The following is a 26,495-nucleotide window of genomic DNA, read 5'->3' as shown; positions in this document are numbered from 1 at the left end:
TGCTCCCCCGTTCTCATCTGCCCGAAAGATATGCTGATTCGCTTATATTCCTTTTGATTGGCCGCCTTACGGGGCGGCCAGCCGACCGGCGATAAACGCTACAGCGGCAACGAACGTCCCGGCCTTCAGTAGTTGCTGGCCCGCCTCCGGGTCGTCGAAACTCCGGTACGCCGCCGCCAACATCACCGCGTCCGCGGGTGCCACGACGACGAGATACCAAACCCCGAACGTCCCAACCAGGTACGGCACCGGGCTCGCGAGCACGGCGATCACCAAGAGCACGGTCCCGAGCACGAGCGCGTGCCGCTCGCCCACGACGATGGGGAGCGTCCGCAGCCCCTCCTCGCGGTCTCCGGCCACGTCCTCGACGTCCTTGATGACCTCGCGCGTGAACGTCGACAGCGCTGCCAGCACCGCGAGCACGCCGCCCGCCAGCGGGTCGCCCACGGCCGCCGCGCCGAACAGGAACGTGCTCCCGACGAGGTACGCGACCAGCGCGTTCCCCGCGCCCGGCAGCCCCTTGAAGTACTCCGTGTACGTCACCAGCGCGACGAGGTTTACTGCCGCGATGCCCAGCGCCAGCGGCGGCAACTGCAGCGCGAGCAACATCGCACCCGCGAACAGCGCGAGACTGAACGCGAGCGCACCGCGCTCGGACACCGCACCCCGCGGAATCGGCCGCTCCGGATTGTTGATGCGGTCGATCTCCCGGTCGAAGTAGTCGTTTATCGCCATCCCTGCCGCCGTCGCGAACCACGTCGCCCCCACCGCGGCCGCCGTCGCCGCCGGCTCCGCGAACGCCCCACCGGCGACGAACGCCCCGATGAACGTCAACGCGCCCGCCGCGACCGTGTTCACTGGCCGCGTGAGCTCCACCAGCCCTCGAACTGTCGCCGCCACGCTCATGCCCACGCGTACGCGGACCACCCCGAATAAAGGAGGCGATACGACCGAACCCCCGCCCGTACCGAATCACCGGGTTTAAAGCCGACCTCCGTCTACGTTCGCGTGCCGGGCGCTTAGCTCAGCTTGGACAGAGCACTTGGCTTCGGACCAAGACGCCGCGGGTTCAAATCCTGCAGCGCCCATCATTTTGCGACGGACGTAGGTGAGGATCTACATCCGGGCCGAAGAATTTGAACCCTGGCAGTCGCGCGCAGCGAAGCGAGCACGTCTGCCTCCGGTTCAAATCCTATAGCGCCATTTCGGGGGTTCTCACAAGGCTGTCCCCGATGATTTCGCGCGACCGGTTTCTACCGAATCCTCCGAAGTCACACGTCACTCGCTACCGAGTAACTGCTTGCCTCTCACGCTGGTCCCATCTTCCGTTGTGAGGGCCTCCGTCGAACTCGTCCGAGCAGGCCCACCAAGTTGGCTCACACTGTACACACGGCAACGGATAAGTGGACAGGCCCACAACGTACACATCATGAGCGCCGACAAGAAGCGAGTGCAATTCCGCGCTCCGGACCGCCTCATCGACCGCACAGACGCACTCGCAACCGTTCTCGGCGAGGACCGAACCGACATCCTCGTCACTGCCCTCCGCGAGTACCTCCAAGACGCCACCCACGACGACGCCCTCACCCAGGAAATTGCCGCCGCCTACTACGACGACGAAATCTCCTACGACCAACTCAAATCCCTCGTCGGCGCCGAAGAAGCTGCGAACCTCCGTGTCCTCAAACAGCAACTGAACGAAGACTTCGTCGACGACATCGCCGAGCAATAAATGGCGACGCTCGTCGCAGACACCTCCGCACTCGTCAGCCTTGGTATCCCAGCTGATAGCGACTTCAGCCCGCTCTCTCTATGTTTCTCCGCCTACGACGTCCGCATTCCGACTGTCGTTGTGGACGAGCTCCGCGAAATCGCGTCCTACGACGACGAACACGGTCGCGCCGCAACCGACGTTCTGGACCGAATCGACGACGCGATGACCCAGACAGTCGAACTGGACACGGAATTTCCACTCGATGACGGTGAGAACGCCGCCGTGACGCTCGCGAACAACACCGAAGCAGCCCTCCTGCCGTGTGACGAATTCAATCGACTCGGGCTCATTCACGCGTCGCTGGCCGATACGCGACTCGTCACGACGCCGACGCTCCTCTCGGTATTCGTTCGAACGGAGCAACTGTCTTCGGAGGATGCGCTTGCACTCCTCGCCGACATCAGTACGGCCCGCAGTTGGGACGACAACAGCTACGTCCAACGCGCACGCTCGCTCCTCACGAACGACTAGAAGCGAAGTGACTGGGGCTGTTCGTCACTCGCTGGTGACCGTCAACGAAGGATAATATGTTGTTCGTATCTGGCAAAGTGCGGTCTCGTTTCTGGATCGATCGCCGTTAGCTAGCACCTCGTCGGTTAGCGGATTGCTGTGCGCTATCCGACAAAAATCCGCAAAAGACGGCACTACAGCCCGCTACGCGGTGCTGTTCGTGAGCGTGACTTCCTCCTGCGTGACGACGGTCTGGGAACCGCCTTCACCGTACGCGGTGACCGTAATCGTGGTTGAAATCGGGCCGTCCGCAGTATTATACACTTTCACGGTATCCCCGACTTCAGCGAGATTGACGCCGTCGGTGGCGTTAGTGTCGGTGCTAGTTGTAGAGACACTGAGGTTGACCGCATTCCCCTCGCTAATCCACGTCACGCTCGCATTACCGTCGTCTGTCTGACTGATATCCGCCCCCGCCTGCACGTTCTCGCTCACGGAGTCGCCGAAGCCGAGTACGAAGCTGGCGATGACGGCGGCCAGGATGACTGTAATCGCTACCATCAGGATGACGCCGATGACCGGCGAGACCCCACGTTCGTCGCGGTCAGGGATTTCGAAGCTGATTTTCATGGTTCTCGTCACACGCATGACACCGATGGTCAGCGCTTACACTCAAATGGCCATCACCTGTAATAAAACCTCTGTGGCAGGTCATAGCCAATCTAACATGTGAAAGACGCTCGTCTGACGAGTGAGAGGGGGCGGACCGTGGCGATGCCAGGCCCACGAAGAAATCAACGTCGAGATGCTGACTGACCTCGGAATCCTACCGGGGTGAACGTACTCCTCCCGCCCGCCGGTGAAAGTTTTGTGGGCAATCTCGGCACGGCGTCGAGTTCCCGATAGCGAGAATCCATTCAGGTGCGCGAGCCGCGCCGTTTTTCCGGCCGTGCGGCGCGTATTCCAGCATGGCGACACTCGGCACGAAACTGGTGCAGATGGACGCGGTGCCCGCGGTGCCCGCGGTGGTACACTACGCGGACGGCGGGCAGGACGGCCCGCTGGAGATTCAACACGTGCAAGTCGAGGACGACACCGTGAACGCGGTGATTCACGTGCAGGCGGGCGGGAAGCAGTCGCTCGCACGGATTACGGGTGGGCTCGACGACGACGATCTCGAACTCCAGATTCCGACCGAGCCCGCGGACTTCGACTCCGTGGAGGCGTTTCTGGCTGCCGACGACATCTTCGAGACCGCGAAAACCATCGTCGACATCCAGACGGACCTCTGACGCGGGCCGAGGGAGCGGGACGCTACTCGTCGGCCTGTTCGGGGTCGCGGCCCGGCACGAGCCCCTGCGCCATGAGGCGGCGCGCGACGACGACGAGCCCGTTCCCGACGCCGGTGCCGAAGATGGCTTGCTCGGTGTGCGTGTCGGGCATGATGGAACTCACGAGGAACGACGACTGGTCGACGAGCATGAGCCGACCGATGCCGACGTCGTGGTCGGCGTCAGTCTCGCTCCGGAGCCACTCCAGCCCGGAGATGAACGTCGTGGCCTCTGGCACCGCATCCTGAATCTCGGCCTGTGCGGACGCCGAGACGGTGCCGATGGCCAGGTCGACGTCCTCGGGGAAGCCGTTCAGGTGTTCGACGAGTTCGTCGGTCAGCAGGGAGCGGTCGCCGACGACCAGCACGACTTCGTCGTCGGCGTCCTCGACGAGCTGGTTCGCGCGGTTTGCGATTGCGGTCTGTCCGGTCAGCGTCCACACTTCCTGGACCGAGGACTTCGCGTCGCTCTCGACGCTCTCGACGGCTTCGAGCGCGTCGCGGAGCTGTTCGACGCGGGATTCGTACCGGTCGCGCAGCGTCTCGGTGGCTTCCGCCAGCGGGACGGCGCGGAACTGCTGGGGACTGGAGTGCTGAATTTCGACGAGTCCCTGTGCCTCCAGGACGCGAATCGCGTCGTAAATCCGTGTTCGCGGCACGTCGGTGATTTCGCTGAGCTTTTTCGCCGTGCCCGTCGGAACCCGTGTCAGGCCGACGAAGCACTTGGCTTCGTACTCTTTCAAGCCGAGTTCTTGGAGGACGTCGATGGCCTCCTCGGCGTTCTCGTTCCTGGTCATGTGTCCCAACGCGCAGCCCGGACGAGTCCGGGAGTCTAACGAAGAGTAGCACTGCAGGACGGATATGCGTTGTTACTGTAACCGTCAGTAGCGGTGACAGTGATCCATCCATAAGTGCCGTAAACTGTTGTCTCACCGCTATTCCGAGGATTATTTGTGATTCCTACAGTGACAGAAGAGTCGCGATAGCGAGCGGCAATATCGGACTCGCTTCGCTCGTTATCTCGGTTTACCCGATTAATCATAAAATCATTATACGGTCGGCTGAGAAACTTCACGGGTGGCACGCGACCCCTTTGTGTCCCTACCACAACTCCGCGTGCCAGCCTCGCCACACCGCGTGGCGGGGTTCTCGGAGCGGGCAGACCAGTTATGACTGCTAATTCACCCGACGACGCGCGCGCCGTCGCCATCGAACAGCTCGAACAGTTCGGCCTGAGCACGTACGCGGCGCGGACGTTCGTCGCGCTCGTCGGCCTCGACACCGGCACCGCCAAGGACGTCAGTCGGGTCGCGGACGTGCCTCGAACGCGAGTCTACGACGCCGTCGACGAACTCCGCGACTACGGCCTCGTCGACGTCCAGCAGTCCACACCTAAGGAGTTCTGGGCCATCTCCGCGGAGACGACCGGGCGGAAGGTCGAACGCGAGTGGCAGCACCGCGCAGCCGTCCTCACGGAAGCGCTGGACGAAATCGAGCCAATCGAGCGCCGGGACGAACAGCGCGGCGTCTGGACGGTTTCCGGCCGGGAGACCGTGACCGACCGCGTGCTGGAGTTCTGCGAGAACGCCGAAGACCGCATCGTCTACATGACCGTCGAGGAGCTGCTCACCGAGGGCGTCGTCGACGCCCTCGAAGCGGCCGCGGACCGCGGCGTCGACATCGAGCTCGCGGGCGTGTCGCCGGACGTCCAGGAGCGCATCCAGGAGGAGGTGCCCAGCGCCGAGCTGTTCGAGTCGCTGTGGATGTGGTCGGACACGCCGGCCGGCCGGCTCATGATGGTGGACGGCGAAACGACGCTCGTGAGCGTGCTCGTCGACGGGGAGAACGGCCAACCGTCGACGCCCGAGTCGGAGACGGCCATCTGGGGGAGCGGGGAGTCGAACAGCCTCGTCGTCGTGCTGCGGGCGATTTTCACGTGGCGTCTCGACGACGCCGACTAGCTATCTCGTCGCGAGCGCGAGCACGACTGCGGTCAATCCACCCCACGCGACAGCGCCGCCGACGGCGAACGTGAGCAGCGTGCCGTCCCCCAGGAAGCCGGCGACGGCCCACGTGAGCACGCCGACTCCGGCGAGCACGTGCGTCATCGTGCCGCGGACCGGGGGGTCGCGGCCACCGACGGAGAGCCACGTCCCGTAGGCACCAAGCACCAGCGCGAGCACGTAGAACAGCGCCCCCAGCCCGCCCCACAGCGAGAACAGGCTCGCCAGCAACGAGCCGTCACTGCCGTCACTGGAGCCGGGTGCGGTGGTCACTGTCGCGGTCGGCCCTACCGTCGGCCGCTGTGTCGTCCGCTCGGCGGGCTCGACGGTGACGTTCACGGTCGCGTCGTCGAGGCTGCGGACGCCCAGTTCGTCCTCGACGGTGAGCGAGACCTCGTACGTCCCGGGCTCCTCGAACGCGGTCACGTGTGTCGCCGCCACGCCGGAGCGACGCTCGCCGTCGACGGTGAAGTCGTAGCGCGCGATAGCGCCGTCGTCGGTGGATTGGCGTCCCGAGAGTTCGACCGGCTCGCCGGGCCGAACGGTCGTCTCGTTGGCTGCGAGCACCGCGGTCGGGCGCTCGTAGCGCGGGCCGAACGGCTCGCTCGCGAACGGTATCGGGTCGACCTTCCCGCCGTCGGTGACGACCGCGTCGCCCGCGCCGCCGGGGTTGAGCGTTTCGTGGTACGGGCCCGACTCGGCACCCCAGTAGTTGTGCTCGGCGACGACGGTCCCCCCGTCGAGAGAGCTACGCAGGCCGACGATGTGGCCGTAGACGTCGTTGTGCACGAGTTCGACGTTCGGGGCGTTCTCGACGACCACGCCAGTCGCAGCAGCGGCGTCGCGGCCGCCGTCGGCGCGCTCCCGGTCCGCCGTGTTCAACACCACGGAGTTGTTGGCGAGTCGCGCCGGCGTCGGCCCGGCGACGCGCGCGCCGTTCGCGTTCGCCGCGATGGTGTTGTTGTGGATTTCGGTGGTCGTGCCCGCGCGCTGTCCCGCGACGTCGACGCCGAACTCGTCGTTGTCGAGCGCGTCGTTGAAGCCGACGACCACACCGCCGAGCAGGTCGCTCGCCCGAACGGAGAGTCCGTCATCGGCGTTCCCGACGAGGCGGTTCCGGAGGGCAGTCACGCCGCGCACGCGGACCGCGGAGACAGCAATTCCCGGGCCACCGTTCCCGCGCACGACGTTGTCCGCGAACACCGTCTCGTCGACCTGCTGGGTGGCGAACGTCGCGCCGCCGTCGCCGTTCTCGGCGAGCGTGTTGTTCCGCACGTCGAAGGCGTCCACGAAGACGTACTCCGCGGTGGCGTCGACGCCGTACCGGTCGTTACGTGCGAACTCGTTGTTCTCGACGGCGAGCGAGACGTGCTGGATGCCGCCGGTCGTCCGCCGCAGCGCGACTTGGAGGCCGTTTCGGGCGTCGACGACCGTGTTGCGCGCGAAGCGCACGCGGTCGGCGTCGGTCGCCGCTTCCACGTGGAAGCCGCTCCCGGACGCACCCCGGACCACGCTGTCCAGCACGTACACGCCGTCGAGCGCGCCGCCACGGAACGCGACGCCGTCGCCGCCCACGCTCTCGACGCTGATGCGCCGGAGCGTCACGTCCTCGATGCGGTGCGCGTTCGTGGACTGCGGGCGCGCGTCCGTCGACTCGGTCTCGAACGCCACGCCAGCGGCCGAGACGCCGGCGACCGTGACGTCGGTCATGCTGACGTCGGAAATCTGCCGCGCTCGCACGCGAACGCCGTTCGCGCCAGTGTTCGCGAACGTGGTCCCGGAGATTTGCACATTCCGGATGGCGTCCACGTACGGTTCGGTCTCAGGAACCTCGAATGCGACGCCCGCGCGTCCGACGTCCGTGAACCGTGAGTCCGTAATCCGAATCGACGGCGACCCGTTGCGCGTCGTGACGGCCAGCCCGTCGCGGACGTGCTCGCGGACCGTCGCGTTGCCGAGCCGAATCGACCCCTCGCTGGAGGTCGCCGTAATCGCCGTCGTGCCGTGTTCGACGACAGCGTGCGCCAACCGGAGCGTCGAATCGCCGTCGCCGGCGTACTCGATGGTTTGCCACGTGCCCGCGTCCGAGGACGCGTCCGCGGTCGTGAACTGAATCGGGTCGGCCGCGGTTCCGGCCGCGATCAGGCTTCCTTCGACGGTGATCGTGACCTCCTCGCCGACGTTGACTCGCGTTCCGGGCTCGACAGTGAGCGTCGCGTCCCCGGTAATCGTCAAGTCGCCGCCGACGTAGTACGGGCCGTCCTCGGCCGTCCACATCGTGTTCTCGGTCACGTTACGCTCGACGTACGTCGGCGTCGTCTCCGCAGCCGTCGCTGGCACGGCAGCGCTCGCGGCGACGCCGGTGGCGACCACCCCGAGCACCACGAGCGCGCCGAGAAGGAGTTTTCGCGACGTCATGTGAGTGCGTGCAGGAGCCGTCCCAGCGGGTAGTGAATCGACCAGTCGAACGCGCCAGTACTGCCCGCGACCGCCGAGTTCTCCGCGTCGTCGTTCGGGGTCGTGGGGTCCGTGCTGCGTAACACTTCCTCGCCGTCCGGAATCCCGTCGCCGTCCGAGTCGGTTGCGGTCGGATTGGAGCCGTACCGCCGCAGTTCGATGGCGTCTTCGACGCCGTCGCCGTCCGTGTCCGCGTCCAGCGGGTCCGTCCCCGTGTCGCGGTACTCGGTCAGGTCGGTGAGCCCGTCGCCATCCGTGTCGCGGTCCTCGTCGTCGGTGTCGAGTTCGGCTTCGAGCGGGTCCGGGAGCCCGTCGAGGTCCGCGTCGGCCTCGATGGCCGACGTGTTCCCAGCGAGTTCGGAGCGGTCGTCGAGGCTGTCGGCGTCCGTGTCCGCGTCCCCGTAGTCGGTTCCCTCACGGATTTCGTCGTCGTCGCGGACGCCGTCGCCGTCCGTGTCGCGGGCGGCCGGGTCGGAGTCGAACTGGTGGACCTCGTAGCCGTCTTCGAGTTCGTCGCCGTCCGTGTCCGCGTCCTGGAAGTCGGTCCCCAAGGAGAGTTCGTTGGCGTTTGAGAGCCCGTCGGCGTCGAGGTCACCGCCCTTATTGACGACGTGGACTGTGATTGCCTGGTCGTCGCGGCGCTCGGTGTCGCCGCTCTGCGAACTGTACATCGTCGCGTACAGCGTGTGTCGGCCTGGTTCGAGCTCATGCTCTCGGGGTTCGAGCGTGAGGTCGGCGTCGGTCGTCGCCAGTTCGCCGAGCGTTACCGTCGTCACGTCCAGCGAGGTGTCGAACGGTTCGCTGTAGCTGGCCTCCCGGGTTTCGGTCAGGCGGACGTCGTAGTCGGCGTAGTAGGTGTCGGAGTCGTCGAGGTAGTCGCCGACGGTCACCTGTACGGTCGCGGGTTCGTCGGCCCACACGTAGTAGACGCCACCGCGCTCGGTCGCAGCGCCCGCGCCGGTCACGTCGACCGAGAGGACGCCGGAGTCGACCGTGGTGGCGTCGGTGGTGCCGGCTGCGAGCGCCGTCGCCGGGCTCGCCGCCACGAGAGCGAGGACGACGGCGACCACGGCGACACGCGGAACTGAGCACCGAGACACGTACCTCTGTCTTGGTGTAACGCACTTGAAGATAGTGGTGAGTGCACCCGACTAGGTGAGCAGTCCGGCCGCCGTCCCGGGTTACTCGTCGACGTCCGGGCCGGGGAACCGCCGCATCGCGTCGTCGCTCATGCGCAGGGACGCGGCGGTCAGGACAATCGGTGTGCCGGGTGCCCTCGCGACGCGGCGGGCGTCGACCGCAGCGCGAGCGCCGTCGCTACGAGTGGAGCGTCTCGTACACCTGCGGGAGCAGGTACGCGAACGCGGCGAGCACCACGGCGAACAGCAGCGTCAGTAGCAGTTCGACGGGACTCATAGATTATTTGTTTTCTTCGAGAGGACGTAATCTTTGTGGCCGGCAAAGAGAAAACGGTTTGCCGCCCTACCATCCACGAAAGACCATGAAGGTACGAATCGGTGCCGGCGCGACCGAGGAGGAAGCGCAGGCGGTCGCCGCCGCGCTCGCCGAACACGTCGCCGACGAGGTCGAAGTGTACCTCGGCGAGGCCGACGAGCCCGCAGCCACCCACGCCGCCCCCGAGCCCTCCGCGAGCGACGAACCCGAGGAGCGCGAACTCGGGCCGACCGAGCGCGAACAGCGGCTCCGCGAGGAAATCGCGGACGTCCTCGAAGGCGGCCCCGAGAAGTACAAGGCGCGCCTGAGCGAGCAGGACAAGCTGTTCGTGCGCGACCGCCTCGACCTCTGGTTCGGGGACGAGGACGGGGACGGCGCGGGTGACCTCCTCTTCGAGGACGGGAAATTCGCCAACTTCGACTCCTGGCACCCGAACAGCCCGGACGTCGACGAGGCCGACCCCGACACCCGCCTCCCGGCGGACGGCCTCATCACCGGGGCGGCGGACTTCGAGGGCCGGGACGTCCACTTCATGGCCAACGACTTCACCGTGAAGGCGGGGTCGATGGCCGAGCGCGGCGTCGAGAAGTTCCTCCGGATGCAGCAGCGCGCGCTCAAGACCGGCCAGCCGGTGCTGTACCTGATGGACTCCTCGGGCGGCCGCATCGACGAGCAGTCCGGGTTCTTCGCCAACCGCGAGGGCATCGGGAAGTACTACTTCAACCACTCGCGGCTCTCCGGGCGCGTCCCCCAGATATGCGTGCTGTACGGGCCGTGCATCGCCGGAGCCGCCTATACGCCCGTGTTCGCGGACTTCACCGTGATGGTCGAAGGGATGTCCGCGATGGCCATCGCCAGCCCCCGGATGGTGAAGATGGTGACCGGCGAGGAAATCGAGATGCAAGAACTGGGTGGGTCCGAGGTGCACGCCCGCCAGTCCGGGAGCGCGGACCTCGTCGCCCGCGACGAGGAACACGCCCGCGAACTCGTCTCGGACCTGATTCAGTACCTCCCGGACAACAGCGACGAGCAGCCGCCGAGCCAGCCCGCGAAGCCGCCCGCGAAACCCACCGCGGGCATCGACGGCCTGATTCCCGAGTCCCCGAACCGGGCGTACGACATGCACGACCTCGTCGAGCGCGTGGTTGACGGCGACTCCTTCTTCGAACTCAAACCCGAATACGGCAAGGAGATTCTCACGGGGTACGCGCGCATGGACGGCCGCACCGTCGGCATCGTCGCGAACCAGCCCGCCGAGCGCGCGGGCGCTATCTTCCCGGACGCCGCCGAGAAAGCCGCGGAGTTCGTCTGGAAGTCCGACGCCTACAACATCCCGCTGCTGTACCTCTGTGACACGCCCGGCTTCATGGCGGGCTCGCAGGTGGAGGAAGACGCCATCCTGGAGAAGGGCAAGAAGATGATTTACGCCACCAGCGAGGCGACCGTCCCCAAGCAGTCCGTCGTCGTGCGGAAGGCCTACGGCGCGGGCATCTACGCCATGACAGGCCCCGCCTACGATCCCGAAGCCACCATCGCGCTCCCCTCGGGTGAAATCGGCATCATGGGGCCGGAAGCCGCAATCAACGCCGTCTACGCGAACAAGCTGAACGACATCGACGACCCCGAGGAACGAAAGCAGCGCGAGCAGGAACTCCGCGAGGAGTACCGCGAGGACATCGACGTCCACCGGATGGCCAGCGAGACCGTCATCGACGAAATCGTCCCGCCCTCGAAACTCCGGACGGAGCTCTCGAACCGCTTCGCGTTCTACGAGGACGTGGAGAAAGACCGCCCGTCGAAGAAACACGGCACAATTCTCTGAGGCGGCGATGTTTCGGGCGCGCTACGACAGGTGCGCGGTGACGTCCGTCGAGGAAATCATGCCGACGTAGTCGTCGTCGACGACCGGGAGGTGTTTGATGCCGTACGTGGTCAGCATGGCGGCGACCTCCTCCATGTAGAGGTCGGGCGCGGCGGTCTCGACGTCGGTCGTCATCACGTCCGCGACCGTCATCTCGGCGACGCCCTGCCCGTCGGCGACGGCGTCGAGGACGTCCGTGCTGCTGATTATCGCGCGCGGCGTCGTCGTGACGACGAGCGCGCTGATGTCGTTCGCGCGCATCCGCTGTGCGGCCTCCTTCACGGTCGCGTCGGCGCTAATGGTCTCCAGCGGCGTGGACATCACGTCCTCGACTGTGGGCTTCTCGGAAGAAGACATATCACACGACACGAACTCCCCGACCAAGGCAGTTTCCCCGTCCGCGGGGTTGCAGTCGCGAACAGTTGCGGTCAGTCCTCGGCGTGTTTGCGCTTCAGCGAGAGCGCCGTCCGGTCGAACTCGCAGACCAACTCGTCGCCGCGGTTCACGGCGAACGCTTCGACGTGGAAGGTGACGACGCCGCGCTCGCCGTCGCTGGTCTCGCGCTTGTCGGTGACCGTCGACTGCGCGCGGATGGTGTCGCCGTGGAACACCGGCGCGGGGTGTTCGACGTCGTCGTACGAGAGGTTCGCGACGATAGTCCCGTCGGTGGTGTCCGGGATGGTGAGGCCGACGGCGAGACTGAGCGTGTAGAGGCCGTTGACGACGCGCTCGCCGAACTGCGTGTCGGCGGCGAACTCGGCGTCGAGGTGCAGCGGCTGCTGGTTCATCGTGAGGTCGCAGAACTGCTGGTTGTCCGCCTCCGAGACGGTGCGGCGCTTCTCGTGCTCGATGGTCTCGCCGACGTCGAACTCCGCGTAGTAGCGTCCCGTCATGCGTGAGTGGGGTCGGCCCCAATCCTTAAAACCGCCGAAATCGCGGCCAACAGGCTTTTACTCCGGGGTATGGCCACCAGCCTTTTTCAGTCAGCAGGCGACGTTGGGAATATGTCAGGGGACTACGTCCGTGCAGGGGTACTGGTGGCTGTCGTTGTCACGGCTGCCGCGTTCGCCGGGCTGACGACAGCAGCAACGAGCGGCTCGATAGAAGCGTCGCCGAACGACGCAGGCGCGACCGCGACGCACACGGTGACAGCCACGGTGGACAGCGACGAGGGTGGTAGCTCCTGGAACGGACTAGCGGTCCACTACGAGGCGACCGACGTGAGCAACGTCGGCCAGAACGACCTCGTCGATATTCGCATCGAGCGCGACAACAGCAGCGAGTCCATCGACGTCTCCGACGACGTCAGCAGCGTCGGTTCGGAGAACAACGGCCAGACGCTCAACATCGGACTCGGCGGCGTCTACGACCTCTACGAGGGCGACCAGATCGTCGCCACCTACGACGGCGCGCAGAACCCGGACGCAGGCGACTACGGAGTGGGCATCCGCATCAACCCGCAGAGCAGCAGCGCGGAAGCGTCCGCGACGCTCTCGATTTCGTCGAACACGACGGCCACGCAGACGGCGACCGCGACCGCCACGGCCACGCCGACCGCGACGACGAGTGATTCCGGTGGGAGCGACACGACGGACAGTAACGACGGCGATACGTCCGGCGGCAGCGACACGACCACGAGTACGTCCGGCGGCAGTGACACCACCGCGACCACCACGACGTCGGACAGCAGCGACGAAGACAACGGGACGTCCGACATCGTCTCCTGGGCGTCCGTCGACGCGGAACCCGCGGAACCGAACACGAACGCGACGCATACGGTGATTGCCACGGTCGACAACGAGACCGCGGGCGACTCGTGGAACGGGCTCGCAGTCGACTACAGCGGGACGGGGACGAACGTCGACGAGGTCGGACAGGGCGACGTCGCGAAAATCGGCATCGACCGCGGCGGCGACGCGGGCAACGACACCGTCGACGTGAACGTCTCCGACGACCTCAGCAGCGTCGACGCGTCGAACGACGGCCAGACGCTGACCGTCGGCCTCGGCGGGAACTACGACCTCCAGTACGGCGACGAAGTGGTGGTCGTCTACGAGGACGTCCAGAACCCCTCGGAGGGCATCTACCAGGTGCCGCTGGACGTGAACCACCAGAGCAGCGGCGGCACGGGAACCGCGCCGTTCGTCCTGCTGACGGACGACGAGACGACCGAGACCGCGACGCCGAACACCGAGACCGCGACCGAGACCGCGACGCCGAACACCGAGACCGCGACAGCGGAGTCGACGCCGTCGACGTCGCCCGGATTCGGGACTATCGCTGCGGTCGTCGCGCTCGCCGCGGCCGCGCTGCTCGCGCGCCGATAGACATACAAACGGCCGGGGCGACCCCCCGGCATGGCTCGACGCAGCGTCCTGTTTTCGCCGGGCGACCAGCCGGAGTTACTGCGGAAGGCACCGGAGACGGGCGCAGACGTCGTCGTCTTCGACCTCGAAGACGCGGTCGTGCCCGCGCGCAAGACGGAGGCGCGGACCGCCGTCCAGTCGGTGCTCGCGGACCCCGGGTTCGACCCGGACTGCGAGGTCTGCGTGCGCGTGAACCCGATTGGAGCGGGCGCTCGTGACGACGTGGAGACGGTGCTCGCCGGGGAGAGCCCGCGCCTCGACGCTGTCGTCCTCCCGAAAGCCCGGTCCGCCGACGAGGTGACGACGCTCGGCCGACTGCTCGACGAGCGCGCATTCGACGTCCCCGTACTGGCGCTCGTGGAGTCCGCGCGCGGCGTCCTGCGCGCCGAGGAGATCGCGGACGCCGGGCCGACGGACGCGCTCGTGTTCGGTGCCGAAGACCTCGCAGCGGACGTCGGCGCGACGCGGACCGACGACGGCGTGGAAGTCCTCCACGCGCGCGAACAGGTCGTGCTCGCGGCGGGCGCAGCGGGCGTGGACGCCATCGACACCGTCTACACGGACATCGAGGACACGGAGGGGCTCGCCGAGGAGACCGAGTTCGCCGCGCAGTTGGGCTACGACGGGAAGCTCGCGATTCACCCCTCGCAGGTCGACCCCATTAACGACGCGTTCACGCCCGCCGACGAGGACGTCGAGTGGGCGAAGCGGGTTCTCGACGCCAAAGAGGAGGCCGACGAGGCGGGCCACGGCGTGTACCGCGTGGACGGCGAGATGGTGGACGCGCCGCTGGTCGCGCAGGCCGAACGCATCCTCGAACGGGCGCTCGCGGCCGGAATCGAGAATGGTAATTAGTAACGTTCGGTGCATATCCTCACACGAATTCCGCCACGCTTTTGCTGAGCGACGAAGTCGCTCGGAGTAATGACGGACACGAATCCCTTCGAGAGTCTACAGGAACAACTCGACGACGCGAGCGAGTACCTCGATGTCCGCGAGGACGTCCTCGAACGCCTCAAACAGCCCGAGCGCGTGCTCGAACTCACGCTGTCCGTGGAGATGGACGACGGCACCATCGAGACGTTCGACGCGTACCGCTCGCAGTTCAACGGCGACCGCGGCCCGTACAAGGGCGGCATCCGCTATCACCCCGGCGTCACCCGCGACGAAGTGAAGGCGCTCTCCGGGTGGATGGCGTACAAGACGGCCGTCGTCGACATCCCCTACGGCGGGGGGAAGGGCGGCATCGAACTGGACCCCAGCGAGTACTCCGAGAGCGAACTCGAACGCATCACGCGGTCGTTCGCCGAGGAGATTCGGCCGTTCATCGGCGAGGACAAGGACGTGCCCGCGCCCGACGTGAACACGGGTCAGCGGGAGATGAACTGGATCAAAGACACCTACGAGACGCTGGAGAACACGACCGCGCCCGGCGTCATCACGGGGAAAGCCCTCGAAAACGGCGGCAGCAAGGGCCGCGTCGAGGCGACCGGCCGCTCGACGATGTTCGCCGCCCGCGAGGTCTTCGACTACCTCGGCAAGGACATGGAGGAAGCCACGGTCGCCGTTCAGGGGTACGGGAACGCCGGCTCTATCGCCGCGCGACTCCTCGAAGACCTCGGCGCGAACGTCGTCGCCGTCTCGGACTCCTCGGGCGCCATCTACAACCCCGAAGGGTTCGACACTCGCCAGGTCAAGGAGTTCAAGCGCGATACCGGCAGCGTCGCGGGCTACGACCGCACGACCGAGGAGTTCGGCAACGAGGACCTGCTCACGCTCGACGTCGACCTGCTCGTGCCCGCGGCCCTGGAAAACGCCATCGACGGCGGCCTCGCCCACGACGTCCAGGCAGACGTGATCGTGGAGGCCGCGAACGGCCCGCTCACGCCGGATGCCGACGACGTGCTCACGGAGCGCGGCATCCACGTCGTCCCGGACATCCTCGCGAACGCGGGCGGCGTCACCGTCTCGTACTTCGAGTGGGTGCAGAACCGCCAGCGCTTCCAGTGGACAGAGGAGCGTGTCAACGAGGAACTGGAGTCCGTCATCACCGACGCCTTCGACGCGATGATTGACGCCTACGAGGCCAACGACCTCCCGAACCTCCGCACGGCCGCGTACGTCGTCGCCGTCCAGCGCGTCGTCGACGCCTACGAAGGCAGCGGTAGTTGGCCGTAACTCCTCGAAAAAAGCCGCGGGTCGCGTTACAGGTAGCCTTCTTCCGCGAGGCGCTCGACCGCTTCTTCGAGCCGTTCGGTGCTCGCCGCGTACGAGATGCGCGCGTAGCCCGGCGTGCCGAACGCGCTCCCGGGGACGGTCGCGACGTGGGCGTCCTTCAGGGCGTCCTGGCACCACTGCTGGTCTCGCGGCTCCCCGCCGCTCGACGATTCCGAGGCGCTACGCGCCTCGCCGTCCCCGTCGACGGGCACCATCACGTAGAACGCGCCGTCCGGCTCGGGGACGTCGGTGCCGTGCTCGGCGAACAGTTCCAGCAGGCGCTCCTTCCGGGACTCGAACGCCTCGACCATCTCCTCGACGGCCTCGTCGGTGTTCTCGATGGCTTCGACGCCGCCATGCTGGACGAAGTTCGTCGCCGAGGAGACGGAGTGCGAGTGCACCTTCCCCGCCTGGTCGATGAGCTCCTCGGGTCCCGCGAGGTAGCCCAGGCGCCAGCCCGTCATCGCGTACGCCTTCGAGAAGCCGTTGATGGTGACGGTGCGCTCGAACATCCCGTCGAGGGCGGCGAGGCTCACGTGCTCGCGGCCGTAGTTGATGTGCTGGTAGATTTCGTCCGAGATGACCGTGATGTCGTGCTCGACGGCGAGGTCGCGGACACTCTCCATCGCCTCGCGGGAGTACACCGAGCCCGTGGGGTTGCTCGGGGAGTTCACGACCAGCAGCTCGGTGTCCTCGGACACCGCGTCGGCGAGTTCGTCCAGCGCCGGCTCCAACTGGAAGTCGTGGGGAGAGAGGTCAACGCGGTTCAGTTCCGCGCCTGCGATTTTCGCCATCGCCTCGTAGGACACCCACGCGGGGTCCAGCAGCGCGACCTCGTCGCCGTCGTCGACGAGCGCCTGGAACGTCTCGAACAGCGCCTGCTTCGCGCCCGGCGTCACGATGACGTTGCCCGCCTCGTAGTCGATGCCGTCGCCGCGGAGCTTCGACGCGATGGCCTCCCGGAGTTCCGGGATGCCGTTCGAGGACGTGTAGCCCGTCTCGCCCGCTTCGAGGGCGTTCTCGGCGGCGTCCTTGACGTTCTGCGGCGTGTCGAAGTCCGGTTCGCCGACCGAGAGGTCGATGACGTCTTTCCCTTCGGCTTCGAGTTCGTTCGCGAGGTTGCTGACCGCAAGCGTCGCGCTCGGTTCTACTCGTCGTACCCTGTCAGTGAAGTCCATCTTAGAGTTCCTCCGCGAGGTGAATCGCGCTGTCTACGGCTTCCGCTCCCTTCTGCACTCGTTCGCGGGCTTCCGCGCCCGACATCCCCGGCCCGGCGACGCCGAACGCCACCGGCGTGTCGCGGTCGAGGCTGACGTCGGTGAGCTTCTGGGCGGTCGCGTGTGCGATGACGACGTCGTGGTCGGTGTCGCCCGTGACGATAGCGCCGACGACCGCGACGGCGTCGACGTCGTCGCGGCGCGCGAGCCGGTCGGCGGCCAGCGGCGCGTCGTACGCGCCCGGCACGCGGACCAACTCCACGACGTTGGCGTCCGCGTCGTCGGCCGTCTCCACGGCCGCCGACTCCATCTGTTCGGTGACGCTGCGGTTGAACTCCGCAACGACGAGCCCGAGCTCTACCATGTCCGAACGGTCTCTCGGGGTGGATAAAGGCCTACCGTTACGGACAGTTCCCGCGAACCCACAAGTTTGTATGCACCCCGTTCCGTTTGGCGAACGAAATGCCCTCCTTCGGACGCCGCCGCGCCACGGCGCTCGCGGTTGCCTTCGCGGTGCTGGCCGCGCTCGTCCTCCGAGTCGTCGCGCTCGGCGACCGCATCTTCCACTGGGACGAGGCCCGCGTCGGCTACTGGGTGCTCCAGTACGCCGCGACCGGCGAGTGGGCCTACCGCGCCATCGTCCACGGCCCGTTCCTCTTCCACGTGAACGAGTGGCTGTTCGGCGTCTTCGGCACCAGTGACGCCGTCGCGCGAGCGCCTGTCGCGGTCGTCGGCGCGCTCCTCCCGGCGACGGCGTGGCTGTTCCGCGCGCACCTCGACGACGTGGAGGTGGCGGCGCTGGCCGCGCTGTTCGCGCTCAACCCCGTGCTCGTCTACTACTCGCGGTTCATGCGCAGCGACGTGCTCGTCGCGGCGTTCAGCGTCGCCGCGCTCGGCCTCGCGGTACGCGCGCTCGACACCCGCCGCGGCGGCTACCTCGTCGCCGCCGGCGCGGTGCTCGGCCTCGCGTTCACGACCAAGGAGAACGCGCTCGTCTACGTCGCGATGTTCGTCGGCGCGAGCGCGCTCCTACTGGACGAACAGCTGTTCACGGCGCGCAAGCGCGACGAGTCGTTCGAGACCGTGCTCCACGAGCACCTCCAGCGCGCCGGAAGTGGCCTGCTCGCGTGGCGGCGCGCCATCGCGGGCGGCGCGCTCGCGTTCCTCGTCGTAGTCGTCGTCTTCTACGCGCCGCGGCCCGAGTTCTACGCGGCGCTCACGAACCCGACGCAGCTTCCGGGCGTCGTCGCTGCGGGGACAGCCGGCGCGTGGACGGAGTTCTGGAGCACGTGGGGCGTCAGCGGCAGCGCCTCCCGCCAGCACAGCTACGTCGCGTTCCTCGCGGATGCGCTGCAGACGCTCGGCGCGGCGTCGCTGATGCTCGTCACTGCCGCCGTCGTCGGCTTCCTCGCGGAGCGCTACGTCGCCGACGAACCCCGCGACCTCGTGCTGTTCGCGGGCTACTGGGCGGTCGCGTCGGTCGTCGTCTACCCCGCGATTACGGACATCTCCGGGCACTGGTCGGTCGTGCACGCGGTGGTTCCGCTGGCGGTTCCCGCGGCCGTCGGCGTGCGCGTGGTCGTGGACCGCGGCCGGTCGGCCTCCCGGAGCGACGACCGCGTCGGCGTCGCGCTCGCCGCACTCGTGTTGCTCGCGGCGGCCGGGCAGATGGGAGCCGTCACCGCGGAGACGTCGTACCTGATGCAACTGGACGAGGACAACGCGCTCGTCCAGTACGGCCAGCCCGGCAGCGACATGCGCGCGACCATCGAGCGCATCGACCGCATCGCCCCCGGGAACGACGGCACGGACGTGCTCTACTACGGCAGTCACTTCCACGTCACCGGCGAGTACGACGCCTCGGACCCGGACAGTGTCGAGGGGACAAACTGGTTCAATCGGCTGCCGCTCCCGTGGTACACGGAGCGCGCGGACGCGGTGACCGACTCCACGACGCGACTGACCGAGCCGGCGGTCGCCGGGAACGAGACGGTCAGCGTCGAGACGACGGACGCGCCGGTCGTCGTGACGCAGGCGAAGCACTACCAGGAGGTCCGCGAGCGCCTCGGCCCCGAGTACGAGGGGTGGACGTACGAACTCACGGCGAGGAACACGATAATCGTCGTCTTCGTGGACACCGGGGCACCGGGCTTCGCTGACTCCGAGTGAGCACGGGCGTGTACACTCTGTCGGTTCCTTCGGCAATTCTTATGCAGGAGTAGGCGGAAGTCGCGGGTGATGACGGTACCCGTTCCCGGAGCGACAGTCGGGGTCGTTGGCGGCGGCCAATTGGGCCGGATGCTCGCGGAAGCAGCGAGCCCGCTGGGCGTCGACGTGGTCGTCCTCGACCCGACGCCGGACTGCCCGGCGTGTCCGCCTGCTGCCGACCAGATTACGGCGGCGTTCGACGACCGCGACGCCATCCGCGAGCTCGCCGAGCGCGCGGACGTCCTCACGTACGAAATCGAGCTCGCGGACCCCGCGGTGCTCGCGGACGTGAGCGACGAGTACGACGTGCCCGTCCACCCGTCCCCGGGGACGCTGGAGACGATTCAGGACAAGCTCGTGCAGAATCGGGCGTTCGAGGACGCGGGCGTCCCGGTCCCGCCGTTCCGCGCGGTCGACGACGCCGACGACCTCGAAGCCGCGTTCGAGGCGTTCGGGCGGCCGCTGATGCTGAAGGCGCGCACCGGCGGCTACGACGGCCGCGGGAACGCGCCCGTGGAGTCGGTCGCCGAGGCCCGCGAGACGTTCGACGGCCTCGACAGCATGGTCGCCGAGAAGCTCGTCGACTTCGAGCGCGAACTCTCGGTCATCGCGGCCAGCGGCGACGGTGAGACGGCGACGTTCCCGGTCGCGGAGAACGTCCACGAGGCCGAGATTCTCCGCGAATCCGTCGTTCCGGCGCGCACCAGCGAGCGCGTCCGCGAAGAGGCGACTGAAGTCGCCCGCGACGTGCTCGACGCGCTCGACGGCCGCGGCGTTTTCGGCGTCGAGTTATTTGAAGTGGATGGCCGAATCCTCGTCAACGAGATCGCGCCCCGCCCGCACAACTCCGGGCACTACACCATCGAGGGCTGTCACACCTCGCAGTTCGCGCAGTTCGCGCGCGCGCTCTGCGGGCTGCCGCTCGGGGACACGACGCTCCGCCAGCCGGCCGTGATGGCGAACGTGCTCGGCGACCCGGAGGGCGCGGAGCGCCCCGCCGAACTGGCCGGCGTGTCGAGCGCGCTGCGGGACGACCGCATCGCCCTCCACTGGTACGGCAAACGCGACGTCCGCCCGCTCCGGAAGATGGGGCACGTCACGGTCGTCGGCGACGACCGCGGCGAACTCCTGATGCGCGCTCGCGCCGCCCGCGACGCGCTCTCGTTCACACCCTCAAACTCATGACCACAGTAGCAGACCTCGTCGAGTTGTTCGAATCGGAAGCCGCACGGGACCGCCCCAGCGAGCAGACGCCCGACGTCGGCGTCATCATGGGCAGCGACAGCGACCTCGACGTGATGGCGGGCGCGCACGACGCGCTCACCGACCTCGGCTTCGCGGAAGTCACGGACTACGACGACCCGCCTTCGGGGTACACCTTCGAGTCGTGGGTCGTCTCCGCGCACCGGACGCCGGACCTGATGTACGCGTACGCGGAGACGGCAGCCGACCGCGGGCTCGACGTCATCGTCGCGGGTGCCGGCGGGAAGTCCGCGGACCTCCCGAACATGACCGCGTCGCTTTCGTACCCGATTCCGGTCGTCGGCGTCCCCGTGCAGGAGAAGTCCGTCGACTCGGTCATCGGGATGCCGACGGGCGCGCCCATCACGGCCGTCGACGCCGGGAAGTCCTACAACGCCGGGCTGTCGGCCGCACAGTTCCTCGCGACCAGCGACGACGAACTCGCCCAGCGGCTCCGCGACCTCCACGCCGAACGCCGGGACGGCGTCGCGGACGTGTCCCGCGAACTTCACGAACGCGGGACGCCGGGCTTCCGGTCGGCGCGGGACTGACCAGTCACGTCACCGACGCCCGAACGCCGCAGTCGCCCTGAAACCCCCGAATTCTCCCGTCTCCGGCCGTGCGAGCATAAATCAACGTTTATGGGCGTGGGGTCCAAACTCCCGCTCGTCACGGAGACACTCCTATGAATCCATGGATCGCCATCGGTATGTTGGCGCTCGTGGGCATCCTCATCCCCGCATCGATGATGATGGTGTCCTCGCTACTGCGCCCGACCGTACCTGAACAAGGGAAGCGAGCCACCTACGAGAGTGGCGAGGTTCCGACGGGGAACGCGCGCGTCCAGTTCAACATCCAGTACTACATGGTCGCGCTGCTGTTCCTCGTGTTCGACATCGAGACCGTTCTCATCTTCCCGTGGACCGTCATCTACCAGGACGCCGTCCAGTCTGCCGGCCTGACGCGTGCACTGCTGCCGATGCTCGTCTTCATCGGCGTGCTCGTCGTCGGCCTCGCGTGGGCGTGGCGCAAGGGCGTCGTCCGGTGGGTGCGGACACCGCGGCACGGAGGAAAACCACATGAGCAGTGACCAACCACGCGACAGTATTACGGGAACCAGCGAACCGCTGACTGACACCCGCGAAGCCCGAATGGGGGAGGGCGTCGACAGCCGGTTCAACTCGAAGCTCCGCGAGGCGTTCGGCTCGACGCCGTTCATCCTCACGAAGTTCGACAAATTCATGAACTGGGTTCGCGGGTCGAGTATGTTCATGCTGCAGTTCGGCATCGCTTGCTGCAGCATCGAGATGATGCACACGTACTCGGTCAAACACGACCTGGACCGCTTCCACGCCGGCGTCCCCCGCGCGTCGCCGCGGCAGGCCGACGTGATGATTGTGCCGGGGACCATCGTCTCGAAGTTCGCCCCGCGCATGAAGCGCGTCTACGACCAGATGCCGGAGCCGAAGTTCGTCGTCAACATGGGGAACTGTTCGACCTCCGGCGGCCCCTTCCAGGAGGGGTACAACGTCGTGAAGGGCGCCGAGGAAGTCATCCCGGTCGACATCCATATCCCGGGCTGCCCGCCCCGCCCGGAGGCGCTCGTCTACGGCGTCGCGAAGCTCCAGGAACGCATCGCCAACGGCGAGTCATCGCCGGTCACGGTCAAGCCCTACGAGCTCGAACAGTTCGGGGACCTCGACCGCGACGAGATGGTCCAGAAGCTCGCCGACGACATCGACGAGGAGACCCTCGTCATGCGCTACAACTGGGCTGATTCGCCATGAGTACGTACGAAGAGCGCAACGTCGAACCCCCGACGACTGAGTCGGGCGACGTCGACGGTGACGCCATCGAAGCGCTGCTCGGCGACCACGTCCTCGACCGCGAGGAACACCTCAACGCCGACGCCTACGTCGTCCGCGCGGACGCCGTCCAGGACGTCCTCCAGACGCTGAAGGACGACGCCGGCTTCGACCACCTCTCGTGTGTCACCGCCGAGGAGCACGAGGACCGCTTCGAGAGCATCTACCACCTCAAGCAGTACGACGACCCGACCAACGAGGTCAGCATCGTCGTGCCGACGTCCCGCGAGGAGCCGGTCAGCGAGAGCGCGGCCCCCGTCTTCCGCACCGCCGACTGGCACGAGCGGGAGGCCTACGACCTCGTCGGCGTCCAGTACGACGACCACCCGAACCTCGAACGCATCCTCCTCCCCGACACGTGGCAGGGCCACCCCCTGGGTCTGGACTACAACCAGGACAAGCCCCAGATTGTCACGTTCGAGGAGAACAAGAACCCGCTGGAGGACCACGCCCGCGGCGGCGAGGACTCGGACACGATGTTCCTCAACATCGGTCCCCACCACCCCGCCACGCACGGCGTCCTCCACGTCGAGACGGTGCTGGACGGCGAACAGGTCGCGGACGTCAACCCCGACATCGGCTACCTCCACCGCTGCGAGGAGCAGATGGCCCAGAAGGGGACCTACCGCTACCAGATTATGCCGTACCCCGACCGCTGGGACTACGGCCCGGGCGGCATCGTCAACGAGTGGGCGTACGCCCGCGCCGCCGAGGACCTCGCGGACATCAAGGTCCCCGAGTACGCGCAGGTCATCCGGACGATGGGCTCGGAGATGTGCCGCATCGCCTGCCACCTGCTCGCCACCGCGACGTTCGCGCTGGACCTCTACGGCGACTTCACCGCCATCTTCATGTACGGCATGCGGGACCGGGAAATCGTCCAGAACCTCCTGGAGGACCTCACCGGCCAGCGCATGATGTTCAACTACCTCCGGCTCGGCGGGGTCGTCTGGGACATCCCCGAACCCCGCGACGAGTACTTCGAGAACGTCCGGGACTTCCTCGACGACCTCCCGGCGAAGCTCGACGAGTACCACGACCTCATCACGGAGAACGAGATCTTCCAGTCCCGGTGTGTCGACACCGGCTACCTCGACCCCGAGGTCGCCAAGAACTACGGCGTCACGGGCCCGGTCGCCCGCGGCTCCGGCATCGACTACGACCTCCGCCGCGACGACTCCTACGGCTACTACGACGAGCTCGAATGGGACGTCGTCACGGAGGACGGCGGCGACAACTTCGCGCGCCTCCTCGTGCGGATGCGCGAAATCGAACAGTCCGCCCGCATCATCGAGCAGTGCGTCGACCTGCTGGAGGACTGGCCGGAGGACGAGCGCGAGATTCAGGCCAACGTCCCGCGCACCCTCAAGCCCGAAGCCGGCAAGGAGACGTACCGCGCCGTCGAGGGCGCGAAGGGCGAACTCGGCATCTACATCCGCGCGGACGGCACCGAGAAGCCCGGGCGGTTCAAGATTCGCAGCCCGGCGTTCTCGAACCTCTCCGCGCTCAAGGAGATGTCCACCGGGGAGTACATCCCGGACCTCGTCGCCACGCTCGGCAGCCTCGACGTGATTCTCGGGGAGGTGGACCGATAGATGGCGACGGCGACGCCACTCCCCGACACCATCCAGGACCTCCTCGGCATCGGCGGGTTCGCCGGGGAACTGCTCTCGATGCTGCTGGGCGCGGCGCTCGTCGGCACCATCATGCTGACGATGACCGCGTTCGCGGGCCCGTGGGCGAAACGGAAGATTACCGCGGCGTTCACGGACCGCATCTCCGTCAACCGCATCGGCCCGATGGGGCTGGGGACCATCATCGTCGACGCAGTCCGACTGCTGTCGAAGGAGCTCATCATCCCCGAAGGTGCCGACCGGCCCGCGTACGACGTCGCGCCGGTCGTGCTCGCGGGCTCGGCGCTGCTCGCGTTCGCCGTTATTCCGATGGGCAACGGCATCCACCTCGCCGACCCCGAGACGGGGCTCGTGTTCGTGTTCGCAATCGCGTCGATTGCGAGCCTCGGCCTCCTGATGGGCGGGTACGCGTCGAACAACAAGTACAGCCTCCTCGGCGGCCTGCGCGCCGTCGCACAGAACATCGCCTACGAGATTCCGCTCGTCGTTACCGCGGCCTCCGTCGTGCTGTTCACGGGGTCGCTCCAGATGAGCGAAATCGTCGCCGCCCAGACCGTGGAACTGGTGACCATCGCCGGCATCCGGATTCCGGCGTGGTTCGCGTTCGTGAACCCGTTCGCGTTCGTGTTGTTCCTGATAGCGAACCTCGCGGAGGTAGGCCGCAACCCCTTCGACACGCCCGAAGCGCCGACCGAAATCGTCGGCGGCTACCAGACCGAGTACTCCTCGGTGTACTTCGTGCTGTTCTACCTCGGCGAGTTCGTGCACATCTTCCTCGGCGGTGCCATCATCGCGACGCTGTTCCTCGGCGGCCCGGCGGGACCGTTCCTGCCCGGGTTCGTCTGGTTCACCATCAAAATCTGGGCGGTGTTCCTGTTCACGCAGTGGTGCCGGTCGGCGGTCCCGCGCGTGCGCATCGACCAGATTATTGAGATTGGCTGGAAGGGCCTGCTGGTCCTCTCCTTTGCTAACCTCCTGCTCACCGCAGTTATCCTCGGGGTGCTCGGACTATGATTGGACTACTCAAAGGGATGGCAACGACGATGAAACACGCCCTCGACGGTGAGACGTTCACCGTCGAGTACCCGGAGGAAGCGCCCGAAGTCAGCCCGCGCTTCCGCGGGGTGCACAAGTTCAGCCAGGAGCGCTGCATCTGGTGTCGCCAATGCGAGAACGTCTGCCCGAACGACACCATCCAGATTGTCACGGACAAGCAGCGCAACGGCGAGCAGTACAACCTCCACGTCGGACAGTGCATCTACTGTCGGCTCTGCGAGGAGGTCTGCCCGGTGGACGCGATTCTCCTCACGGAGAACTTCGAGTTCACCGGGGACACGAAACACGACCTCGTGTTCAACAAAGAACAGTTGAAGAACGTGCCGTGGTACAACGACCTCGACCCGCTGGCGTCCCGCGAACCCGACCGGGGTTCCTGGGTCGGCGAAGGCGAAGGCGAGGTCGACTACCAGTAGTTGCGCGCCCGTCTCGAAACCTACAAAGGGCGTATTTGCGAACCACAAGGTGACTGAAATGACGACCGAAACAATCGCGTTCGGGCTGTTCGCGCTGCTCACTGTAGCGTGCAGTCTCGGCGCTGTCCTGGTGCGGGACGTGTGGCACTCCGCGCTGCTGCTCGGCGGCTCGCTGATGAGCTTCGCCGTGCACTACGTGATGTTACAGGCGGAGTTCGTCGCCGCGATGCAGATTCTCGTCTACGTCGGCGGCGTCCTCATCCTCATCACGTTCGCAGTGATGCTCACGCGTCAAACTGGAGGTACAGGAGAGGTGACTAACGCATGACGACGCGACCACGACTGCGCGACCCGTCGACGTTCGCGACGGGCGTCGTCGCGGTCGCGTTGTTCGCGGTACTCGCGGCCGTGTTCCTCGGCGCTGGCTTCGAGGGCGCGGCCGGGTTCGCCGGCGACGCGAACCTCACGGCGACCATCGGCTACGCGCTGCTCGGCCTGATGGACGTCGCGGGCGAGAACACGGTCGCCAGCGAGGGCTTCCTCGCGGCGTTCATCATCGTCGCGTTGCTGCTGGACGCCGCGCTGGAGGGCTCGGTGCTGCTCGCGAGCCGCGACAACGAAGGGGGTGACGGCGAGTAATGGCGGTCGCCGTCGAGTACTACCTCCTGTTGTCCGCGGCCGTGTTCTGCACGGGCGTGTTCGGCGTGCTCACGCGCGAGAACGCGCTCATGTTCCTCATCAGTGTCGAGCTGATGCTGAACTCGGCGAACATCAACCTCGTGGCGTTCTCGCAGTTCTACGGGAACGCGACGGGCCAGGTGTTCAGCCTGTTCGTGATGGCGCTGGCCGCGGCGGAGGTCGCCGTCGGCCTCGGCATCATTCTCGTGTTGTACCGGAACTTCGACGACGTCGACGTGCGCAACGCGACGACCATGAGGTGGTAA

The 26,495-nt window shown here is 66.8% G+C and carries 27 protein-coding genes, 1 tRNA gene and 1 pseudogene; 20 read left to right on the top strand and 9 right to left on the bottom strand.

The genetic code is table 11. The annotated features are described in order from the left end of the window. Nucleotides 1-66: 66 nt before the first annotated feature. Nucleotides 67-906 carry a geranylgeranylglycerol-phosphate geranylgeranyltransferase gene (locus tag LPA46_RS02510; RefSeq protein ID WP_230891226.1) on the bottom strand — a complete coding sequence of 280 codons (840 nt, stop codon included), beginning with the start codon at nt 904-906 and terminating at the stop codon, nt 67-69. A gap of 107 nt (nt 907-1,013) precedes the next feature. Here LPA46_RS02510 and LPA46_RS02505 point away from each other — a divergent pair. From LPA46_RS02505 to LPA46_RS02495, 3 genes are all read left to right on the top strand, one after another. Beyond that, nucleotides 1,014-1,088: transfer RNA gene (locus LPA46_RS02505), tRNA-Arg, on the top strand. A gap of 341 nt (nt 1,089-1,429) precedes the next feature. Next, a complete protein-coding gene (locus LPA46_RS02500; protein ID WP_230891225.1) occupies nt 1,430-1,732 on the top strand; it encodes a hypothetical protein in 303 nt (100 codons plus the stop codon). Continuing rightward, nucleotides 1,733-2,245 carry a hypothetical protein gene (locus LPA46_RS02495; RefSeq protein WP_230891224.1) on the top strand — a complete coding sequence of 171 codons (513 nt, stop codon included), beginning with the start codon at nt 1,733-1,735 and terminating at the stop codon, nt 2,243-2,245. 183 nt (nt 2,246-2,428) lie between these two features. Here LPA46_RS02495 and LPA46_RS02490 read toward each other — a convergent pair whose 3' ends face one another. Further along, the gene (locus tag LPA46_RS02490; RefSeq protein ID WP_230891223.1) at nt 2,429-2,854 is read right to left on the bottom strand and encodes a type IV pilin; all 426 of its coding nucleotides are present in this window, start codon (nt 2,852-2,854) and stop codon (nt 2,429-2,431) included. Nucleotides 2,855-3,192: 338 nt separating this feature from the next. Between LPA46_RS02490 and LPA46_RS02485 the strand changes: the two genes are divergently transcribed. Next, nucleotides 3,193-3,516 carry a hypothetical protein gene (locus LPA46_RS02485; protein ID WP_230891222.1) on the top strand — a complete coding sequence of 108 codons (324 nt, stop codon included), beginning with the start codon at nt 3,193-3,195 and terminating at the stop codon, nt 3,514-3,516. A 22-nt stretch (nt 3,517-3,538) separates the two neighbouring features. On the opposite strand, the gene LPA46_RS02480 is transcribed toward LPA46_RS02485, so the two are convergent. After that, nucleotides 3,539-4,351 carry a TrmB family transcriptional regulator gene (locus tag LPA46_RS02480; RefSeq protein WP_230891221.1) on the bottom strand — a complete coding sequence of 271 codons (813 nt, stop codon included), beginning with the start codon at nt 4,349-4,351 and terminating at the stop codon, nt 3,539-3,541. A gap of 372 nt (nt 4,352-4,723) precedes the next feature. On the opposite strand from LPA46_RS02480, the gene LPA46_RS02475 reads away from it, so the two are divergent. Next, nucleotides 4,724-5,515 carry a TrmB family transcriptional regulator gene (locus LPA46_RS02475; RefSeq protein WP_230891220.1) on the top strand — a complete coding sequence of 264 codons (792 nt, stop codon included), beginning with the start codon at nt 4,724-4,726 and terminating at the stop codon, nt 5,513-5,515. Here the strand turns inward: LPA46_RS02475 and LPA46_RS02470 are convergent, their stop codons facing one another. Further along, nucleotides 5,516-7,975 (bottom strand): right-handed parallel beta-helix repeat-containing protein, encoded by a 2,460-nt coding sequence (locus tag LPA46_RS02470; protein WP_230891219.1) that lies wholly within the window; start codon nt 7,973-7,975, stop codon nt 5,516-5,518. Continuing rightward, nucleotides 7,972-9,114 carry a calcium-binding protein gene (locus LPA46_RS18950; protein WP_230891218.1) on the bottom strand — a complete coding sequence of 381 codons (1,143 nt, stop codon included), beginning with the start codon at nt 9,112-9,114 and terminating at the stop codon, nt 7,972-7,974. The genes LPA46_RS02470 and LPA46_RS18950 overlap by 4 nt, the downstream gene beginning before the upstream one ends. A gap of 401 nt (nt 9,115-9,515) precedes the next feature. Between LPA46_RS18950 and LPA46_RS02460 the strand changes: the two genes are divergently transcribed. Then, entirely contained in the window at nt 9,516-11,291 is a 1,776-nt protein-coding gene (locus LPA46_RS02460; protein WP_230891217.1) for an acyl-CoA carboxylase subunit beta, read from the top strand. A gap of 21 nt (nt 11,292-11,312) precedes the next feature. Here LPA46_RS02460 and LPA46_RS02455 read toward each other — a convergent pair whose 3' ends face one another. Together LPA46_RS02455 and LPA46_RS02450 are read right to left on the bottom strand one after the other, a co-directional pair. Continuing rightward, a complete protein-coding gene (locus LPA46_RS02455; RefSeq protein ID WP_230891216.1) occupies nt 11,313-11,687 on the bottom strand; it encodes a CBS domain-containing protein in 375 nt (124 codons plus the stop codon). A gap of 71 nt (nt 11,688-11,758) precedes the next feature. Continuing rightward, nucleotides 11,759-12,226, bottom strand: a pseudogene (locus tag LPA46_RS02450) (MaoC family dehydratase); the annotation flags it as partial. Nucleotides 12,227-12,334: 108 nt separating this feature from the next. On the opposite strand from LPA46_RS02450, the gene LPA46_RS02445 reads away from it, so the two are divergent. The 3 genes from LPA46_RS02445 (at nt 12,335) to LPA46_RS02435 (ending at nt 15,874) form a co-directional block, all read left to right on the top strand. After that, complete coding sequence (locus LPA46_RS02445) at nt 12,335-13,657, top strand: PGF-CTERM sorting domain-containing protein (protein WP_230891214.1); 1,323 nt, start codon at nt 12,335-12,337, stop codon at nt 13,655-13,657. 30 nt (nt 13,658-13,687) lie between these two features. After that, a complete protein-coding gene (locus LPA46_RS02440) occupies nt 13,688-14,551 on the top strand; it encodes an HpcH/HpaI aldolase/citrate lyase family protein (protein WP_230891213.1) in 864 nt (287 codons plus the stop codon). A gap of 69 nt (nt 14,552-14,620) precedes the next feature. Beyond that, nucleotides 14,621-15,874 (top strand): Glu/Leu/Phe/Val family dehydrogenase, encoded by a 1,254-nt coding sequence (locus LPA46_RS02435; protein WP_230891212.1) that lies wholly within the window; start codon nt 14,621-14,623, stop codon nt 15,872-15,874. A 26-nt stretch (nt 15,875-15,900) separates the two neighbouring features. On the opposite strand, the gene LPA46_RS02430 is transcribed toward LPA46_RS02435, so the two are convergent. Together LPA46_RS02430 and ribH are read right to left on the bottom strand one after the other, a co-directional pair. Beyond that, nucleotides 15,901-17,091, bottom strand: a complete 1,191-nt coding sequence (locus tag LPA46_RS02430; RefSeq protein WP_230891211.1) for a pyridoxal phosphate-dependent aminotransferase — start codon at nt 17,089-17,091, stop codon at nt 15,901-15,903. Nucleotide 17,092: 1 nt separating this feature from the next. Further along, entirely contained in the window at nt 17,093-17,494 is a 402-nt protein-coding gene (gene ribH / locus LPA46_RS02425; RefSeq protein WP_230891210.1) for a 6,7-dimethyl-8-ribityllumazine synthase, read from the bottom strand. A gap of 98 nt (nt 17,495-17,592) precedes the next feature. Here ribH and LPA46_RS02420 point away from each other — a divergent pair, with 98 nt between their 5' ends. The 11 genes from LPA46_RS02420 (at nt 17,593) to nuoK (ending at nt 26,495) form a co-directional block, all read left to right on the top strand. Continuing rightward, a complete protein-coding gene (locus tag LPA46_RS02420; protein ID WP_230891209.1) occupies nt 17,593-19,299 on the top strand; it encodes a flippase activity-associated protein Agl23 in 1,707 nt (568 codons plus the stop codon). A 66-nt stretch (nt 19,300-19,365) separates the two neighbouring features. After that, complete coding sequence (locus LPA46_RS02415) at nt 19,366-20,523, top strand: 5-(carboxyamino)imidazole ribonucleotide synthase (protein WP_330166316.1); 1,158 nt, start codon at nt 19,366-19,368, stop codon at nt 20,521-20,523. After that, entirely contained in the window at nt 20,520-21,131 is a 612-nt protein-coding gene (gene purE, locus LPA46_RS02410) for a 5-(carboxyamino)imidazole ribonucleotide mutase (RefSeq protein ID WP_230891207.1), read from the top strand. The genes LPA46_RS02415 and purE overlap by 4 nt, the downstream gene beginning before the upstream one ends. Before the next feature lie 134 nt (nt 21,132-21,265). Continuing rightward, nucleotides 21,266-21,670: an NADH-quinone oxidoreductase subunit A gene (locus tag LPA46_RS02405; protein WP_230891206.1), complete on the top strand. Its 405-nt coding sequence runs from the start codon at nt 21,266-21,268 to the stop codon at nt 21,668-21,670. Further along, nucleotides 21,660-22,367, top strand: a complete 708-nt coding sequence (locus LPA46_RS02400; RefSeq protein ID WP_230887572.1) for an NADH-quinone oxidoreductase subunit B — start codon at nt 21,660-21,662, stop codon at nt 22,365-22,367. Before LPA46_RS02405 ends, LPA46_RS02400 begins: the two co-directional genes overlap by 11 nt. Further along, a complete protein-coding gene (locus LPA46_RS02395; protein WP_230891205.1) occupies nt 22,364-24,040 on the top strand; it encodes an NADH-quinone oxidoreductase subunit D in 1,677 nt (558 codons plus the stop codon). The genes LPA46_RS02400 and LPA46_RS02395 overlap by 4 nt, the downstream gene beginning before the upstream one ends. Then, nucleotides 24,041-25,093 (top strand): complex I subunit 1/NuoH family protein, encoded by a 1,053-nt coding sequence (locus LPA46_RS02390; RefSeq protein WP_230891204.1) that lies wholly within the window; start codon nt 24,041-24,043, stop codon nt 25,091-25,093. Then, nucleotides 25,090-25,551: a NuoI/complex I 23 kDa subunit family protein gene (locus LPA46_RS02385; protein WP_157502830.1), complete on the top strand. Its 462-nt coding sequence runs from the start codon at nt 25,090-25,092 to the stop codon at nt 25,549-25,551. Before LPA46_RS02390 ends, LPA46_RS02385 begins: the two co-directional genes overlap by 4 nt. A gap of 58 nt (nt 25,552-25,609) precedes the next feature. Continuing rightward, nucleotides 25,610-25,879: an NADH-quinone oxidoreductase subunit J gene (locus LPA46_RS02380; RefSeq protein ID WP_230887575.1), complete on the top strand. Its 270-nt coding sequence runs from the start codon at nt 25,610-25,612 to the stop codon at nt 25,877-25,879. Next, nucleotides 25,876-26,190: a proton-conducting membrane transporter gene (locus LPA46_RS02375; RefSeq protein ID WP_230887576.1), complete on the top strand. Its 315-nt coding sequence runs from the start codon at nt 25,876-25,878 to the stop codon at nt 26,188-26,190. The genes LPA46_RS02380 and LPA46_RS02375 overlap by 4 nt, the downstream gene beginning before the upstream one ends. Beyond that, the gene (nuoK, locus tag LPA46_RS02370; RefSeq protein WP_230891203.1) at nt 26,190-26,495 is read left to right on the top strand and encodes an NADH-quinone oxidoreductase subunit NuoK; all 306 of its coding nucleotides are present in this window, start codon (nt 26,190-26,192) and stop codon (nt 26,493-26,495) included. The genes LPA46_RS02375 and nuoK overlap by 1 nt, the downstream gene beginning before the upstream one ends.

Source organism: Halobacterium sp. KA-6 (genome assembly GCF_021029015.1).
Classification (GTDB): domain Archaea; phylum Halobacteriota; class Halobacteria; order Halobacteriales; family Halobacteriaceae; genus Halobacterium.
This window is presented reverse-complemented; position numbering and strand designations above follow the sequence as displayed.

Bases quoted from the DNA above. Each gene is read 5' to 3' on its own strand.
- purE (WP_230891207.1), top strand. From the start codon at position 20,520: ATGACCACAGTAGCAGACCTCGTCGAGTTGTTCGAATCGGAAGCCGCA.
- LPA46_RS02475 (WP_230891220.1), top strand. From the start codon at position 4,724: ATGACTGCTAATTCACCCGACGACGCGCGCGCCGTCGCCATCGAACAG.
- LPA46_RS02455 (WP_230891216.1), bottom strand. From the start codon at position 11,687: ATGTCTTCTTCCGAGAAGCCCACAGTCGAGGACGTGATGTCCACGCCG.
- LPA46_RS02435 (WP_230891212.1), top strand. From the start codon at position 14,621: ATGACGGACACGAATCCCTTCGAGAGTCTACAGGAACAACTCGACGAC.
- LPA46_RS02460 (WP_230891217.1), top strand. From the start codon at position 9,516: ATGAAGGTACGAATCGGTGCCGGCGCGACCGAGGAGGAAGCGCAGGCG.
- LPA46_RS02500 (WP_230891225.1), top strand. From the start codon at position 1,430: ATGAGCGCCGACAAGAAGCGAGTGCAATTCCGCGCTCCGGACCGCCTC.
- LPA46_RS02440 (WP_230891213.1), top strand. From the start codon at position 13,688: ATGGCTCGACGCAGCGTCCTGTTTTCGCCGGGCGACCAGCCGGAGTTA.
- ribH (WP_230891210.1), bottom strand. From the start codon at position 17,494: ATGGTAGAGCTCGGGCTCGTCGTTGCGGAGTTCAACCGCAGCGTCACC.
- LPA46_RS02385 (WP_157502830.1), top strand. From the start codon at position 25,090: ATGATTGGACTACTCAAAGGGATGGCAACGACGATGAAACACGCCCTC.
- LPA46_RS02380 (WP_230887575.1), top strand. From the start codon at position 25,610: ATGACGACCGAAACAATCGCGTTCGGGCTGTTCGCGCTGCTCACTGTA.
- LPA46_RS02375 (WP_230887576.1), top strand. From the start codon at position 25,876: ATGACGACGCGACCACGACTGCGCGACCCGTCGACGTTCGCGACGGGC.
- LPA46_RS02395 (WP_230891205.1), top strand. From the start codon at position 22,364: ATGAGTACGTACGAAGAGCGCAACGTCGAACCCCCGACGACTGAGTCG.
- LPA46_RS02470 (WP_230891219.1), bottom strand. From the start codon at position 7,975: ATGACGTCGCGAAAACTCCTTCTCGGCGCGCTCGTGGTGCTCGGGGTG.
- LPA46_RS02400 (WP_230887572.1), top strand. From the start codon at position 21,660: ATGAGCAGTGACCAACCACGCGACAGTATTACGGGAACCAGCGAACCG.
- LPA46_RS02480 (WP_230891221.1), bottom strand. From the start codon at position 4,351: ATGACCAGGAACGAGAACGCCGAGGAGGCCATCGACGTCCTCCAAGAA.
- LPA46_RS02490 (WP_230891223.1), bottom strand. From the start codon at position 2,854: ATGAAAATCAGCTTCGAAATCCCTGACCGCGACGAACGTGGGGTCTCG.
- LPA46_RS02485 (WP_230891222.1), top strand. From the start codon at position 3,193: ATGGCGACACTCGGCACGAAACTGGTGCAGATGGACGCGGTGCCCGCG.
- LPA46_RS02495 (WP_230891224.1), top strand. From the start codon at position 1,733: ATGGCGACGCTCGTCGCAGACACCTCCGCACTCGTCAGCCTTGGTATC.
- LPA46_RS02405 (WP_230891206.1), top strand. From the start codon at position 21,266: ATGAATCCATGGATCGCCATCGGTATGTTGGCGCTCGTGGGCATCCTC.
- nuoK (WP_230891203.1), top strand. From the start codon at position 26,190: ATGGCGGTCGCCGTCGAGTACTACCTCCTGTTGTCCGCGGCCGTGTTC.
- LPA46_RS02445 (WP_230891214.1), top strand. From the start codon at position 12,335: ATGTCAGGGGACTACGTCCGTGCAGGGGTACTGGTGGCTGTCGTTGTC.
- LPA46_RS02430 (WP_230891211.1), bottom strand. From the start codon at position 17,091: ATGGACTTCACTGACAGGGTACGACGAGTAGAACCGAGCGCGACGCTT.
- LPA46_RS02510 (WP_230891226.1), bottom strand. From the start codon at position 906: ATGAGCGTGGCGGCGACAGTTCGAGGGCTGGTGGAGCTCACGCGGCCA.
- LPA46_RS02420 (WP_230891209.1), top strand. From the start codon at position 17,593: ATGCCCTCCTTCGGACGCCGCCGCGCCACGGCGCTCGCGGTTGCCTTC.
- LPA46_RS02390 (WP_230891204.1), top strand. From the start codon at position 24,041: ATGGCGACGGCGACGCCACTCCCCGACACCATCCAGGACCTCCTCGGC.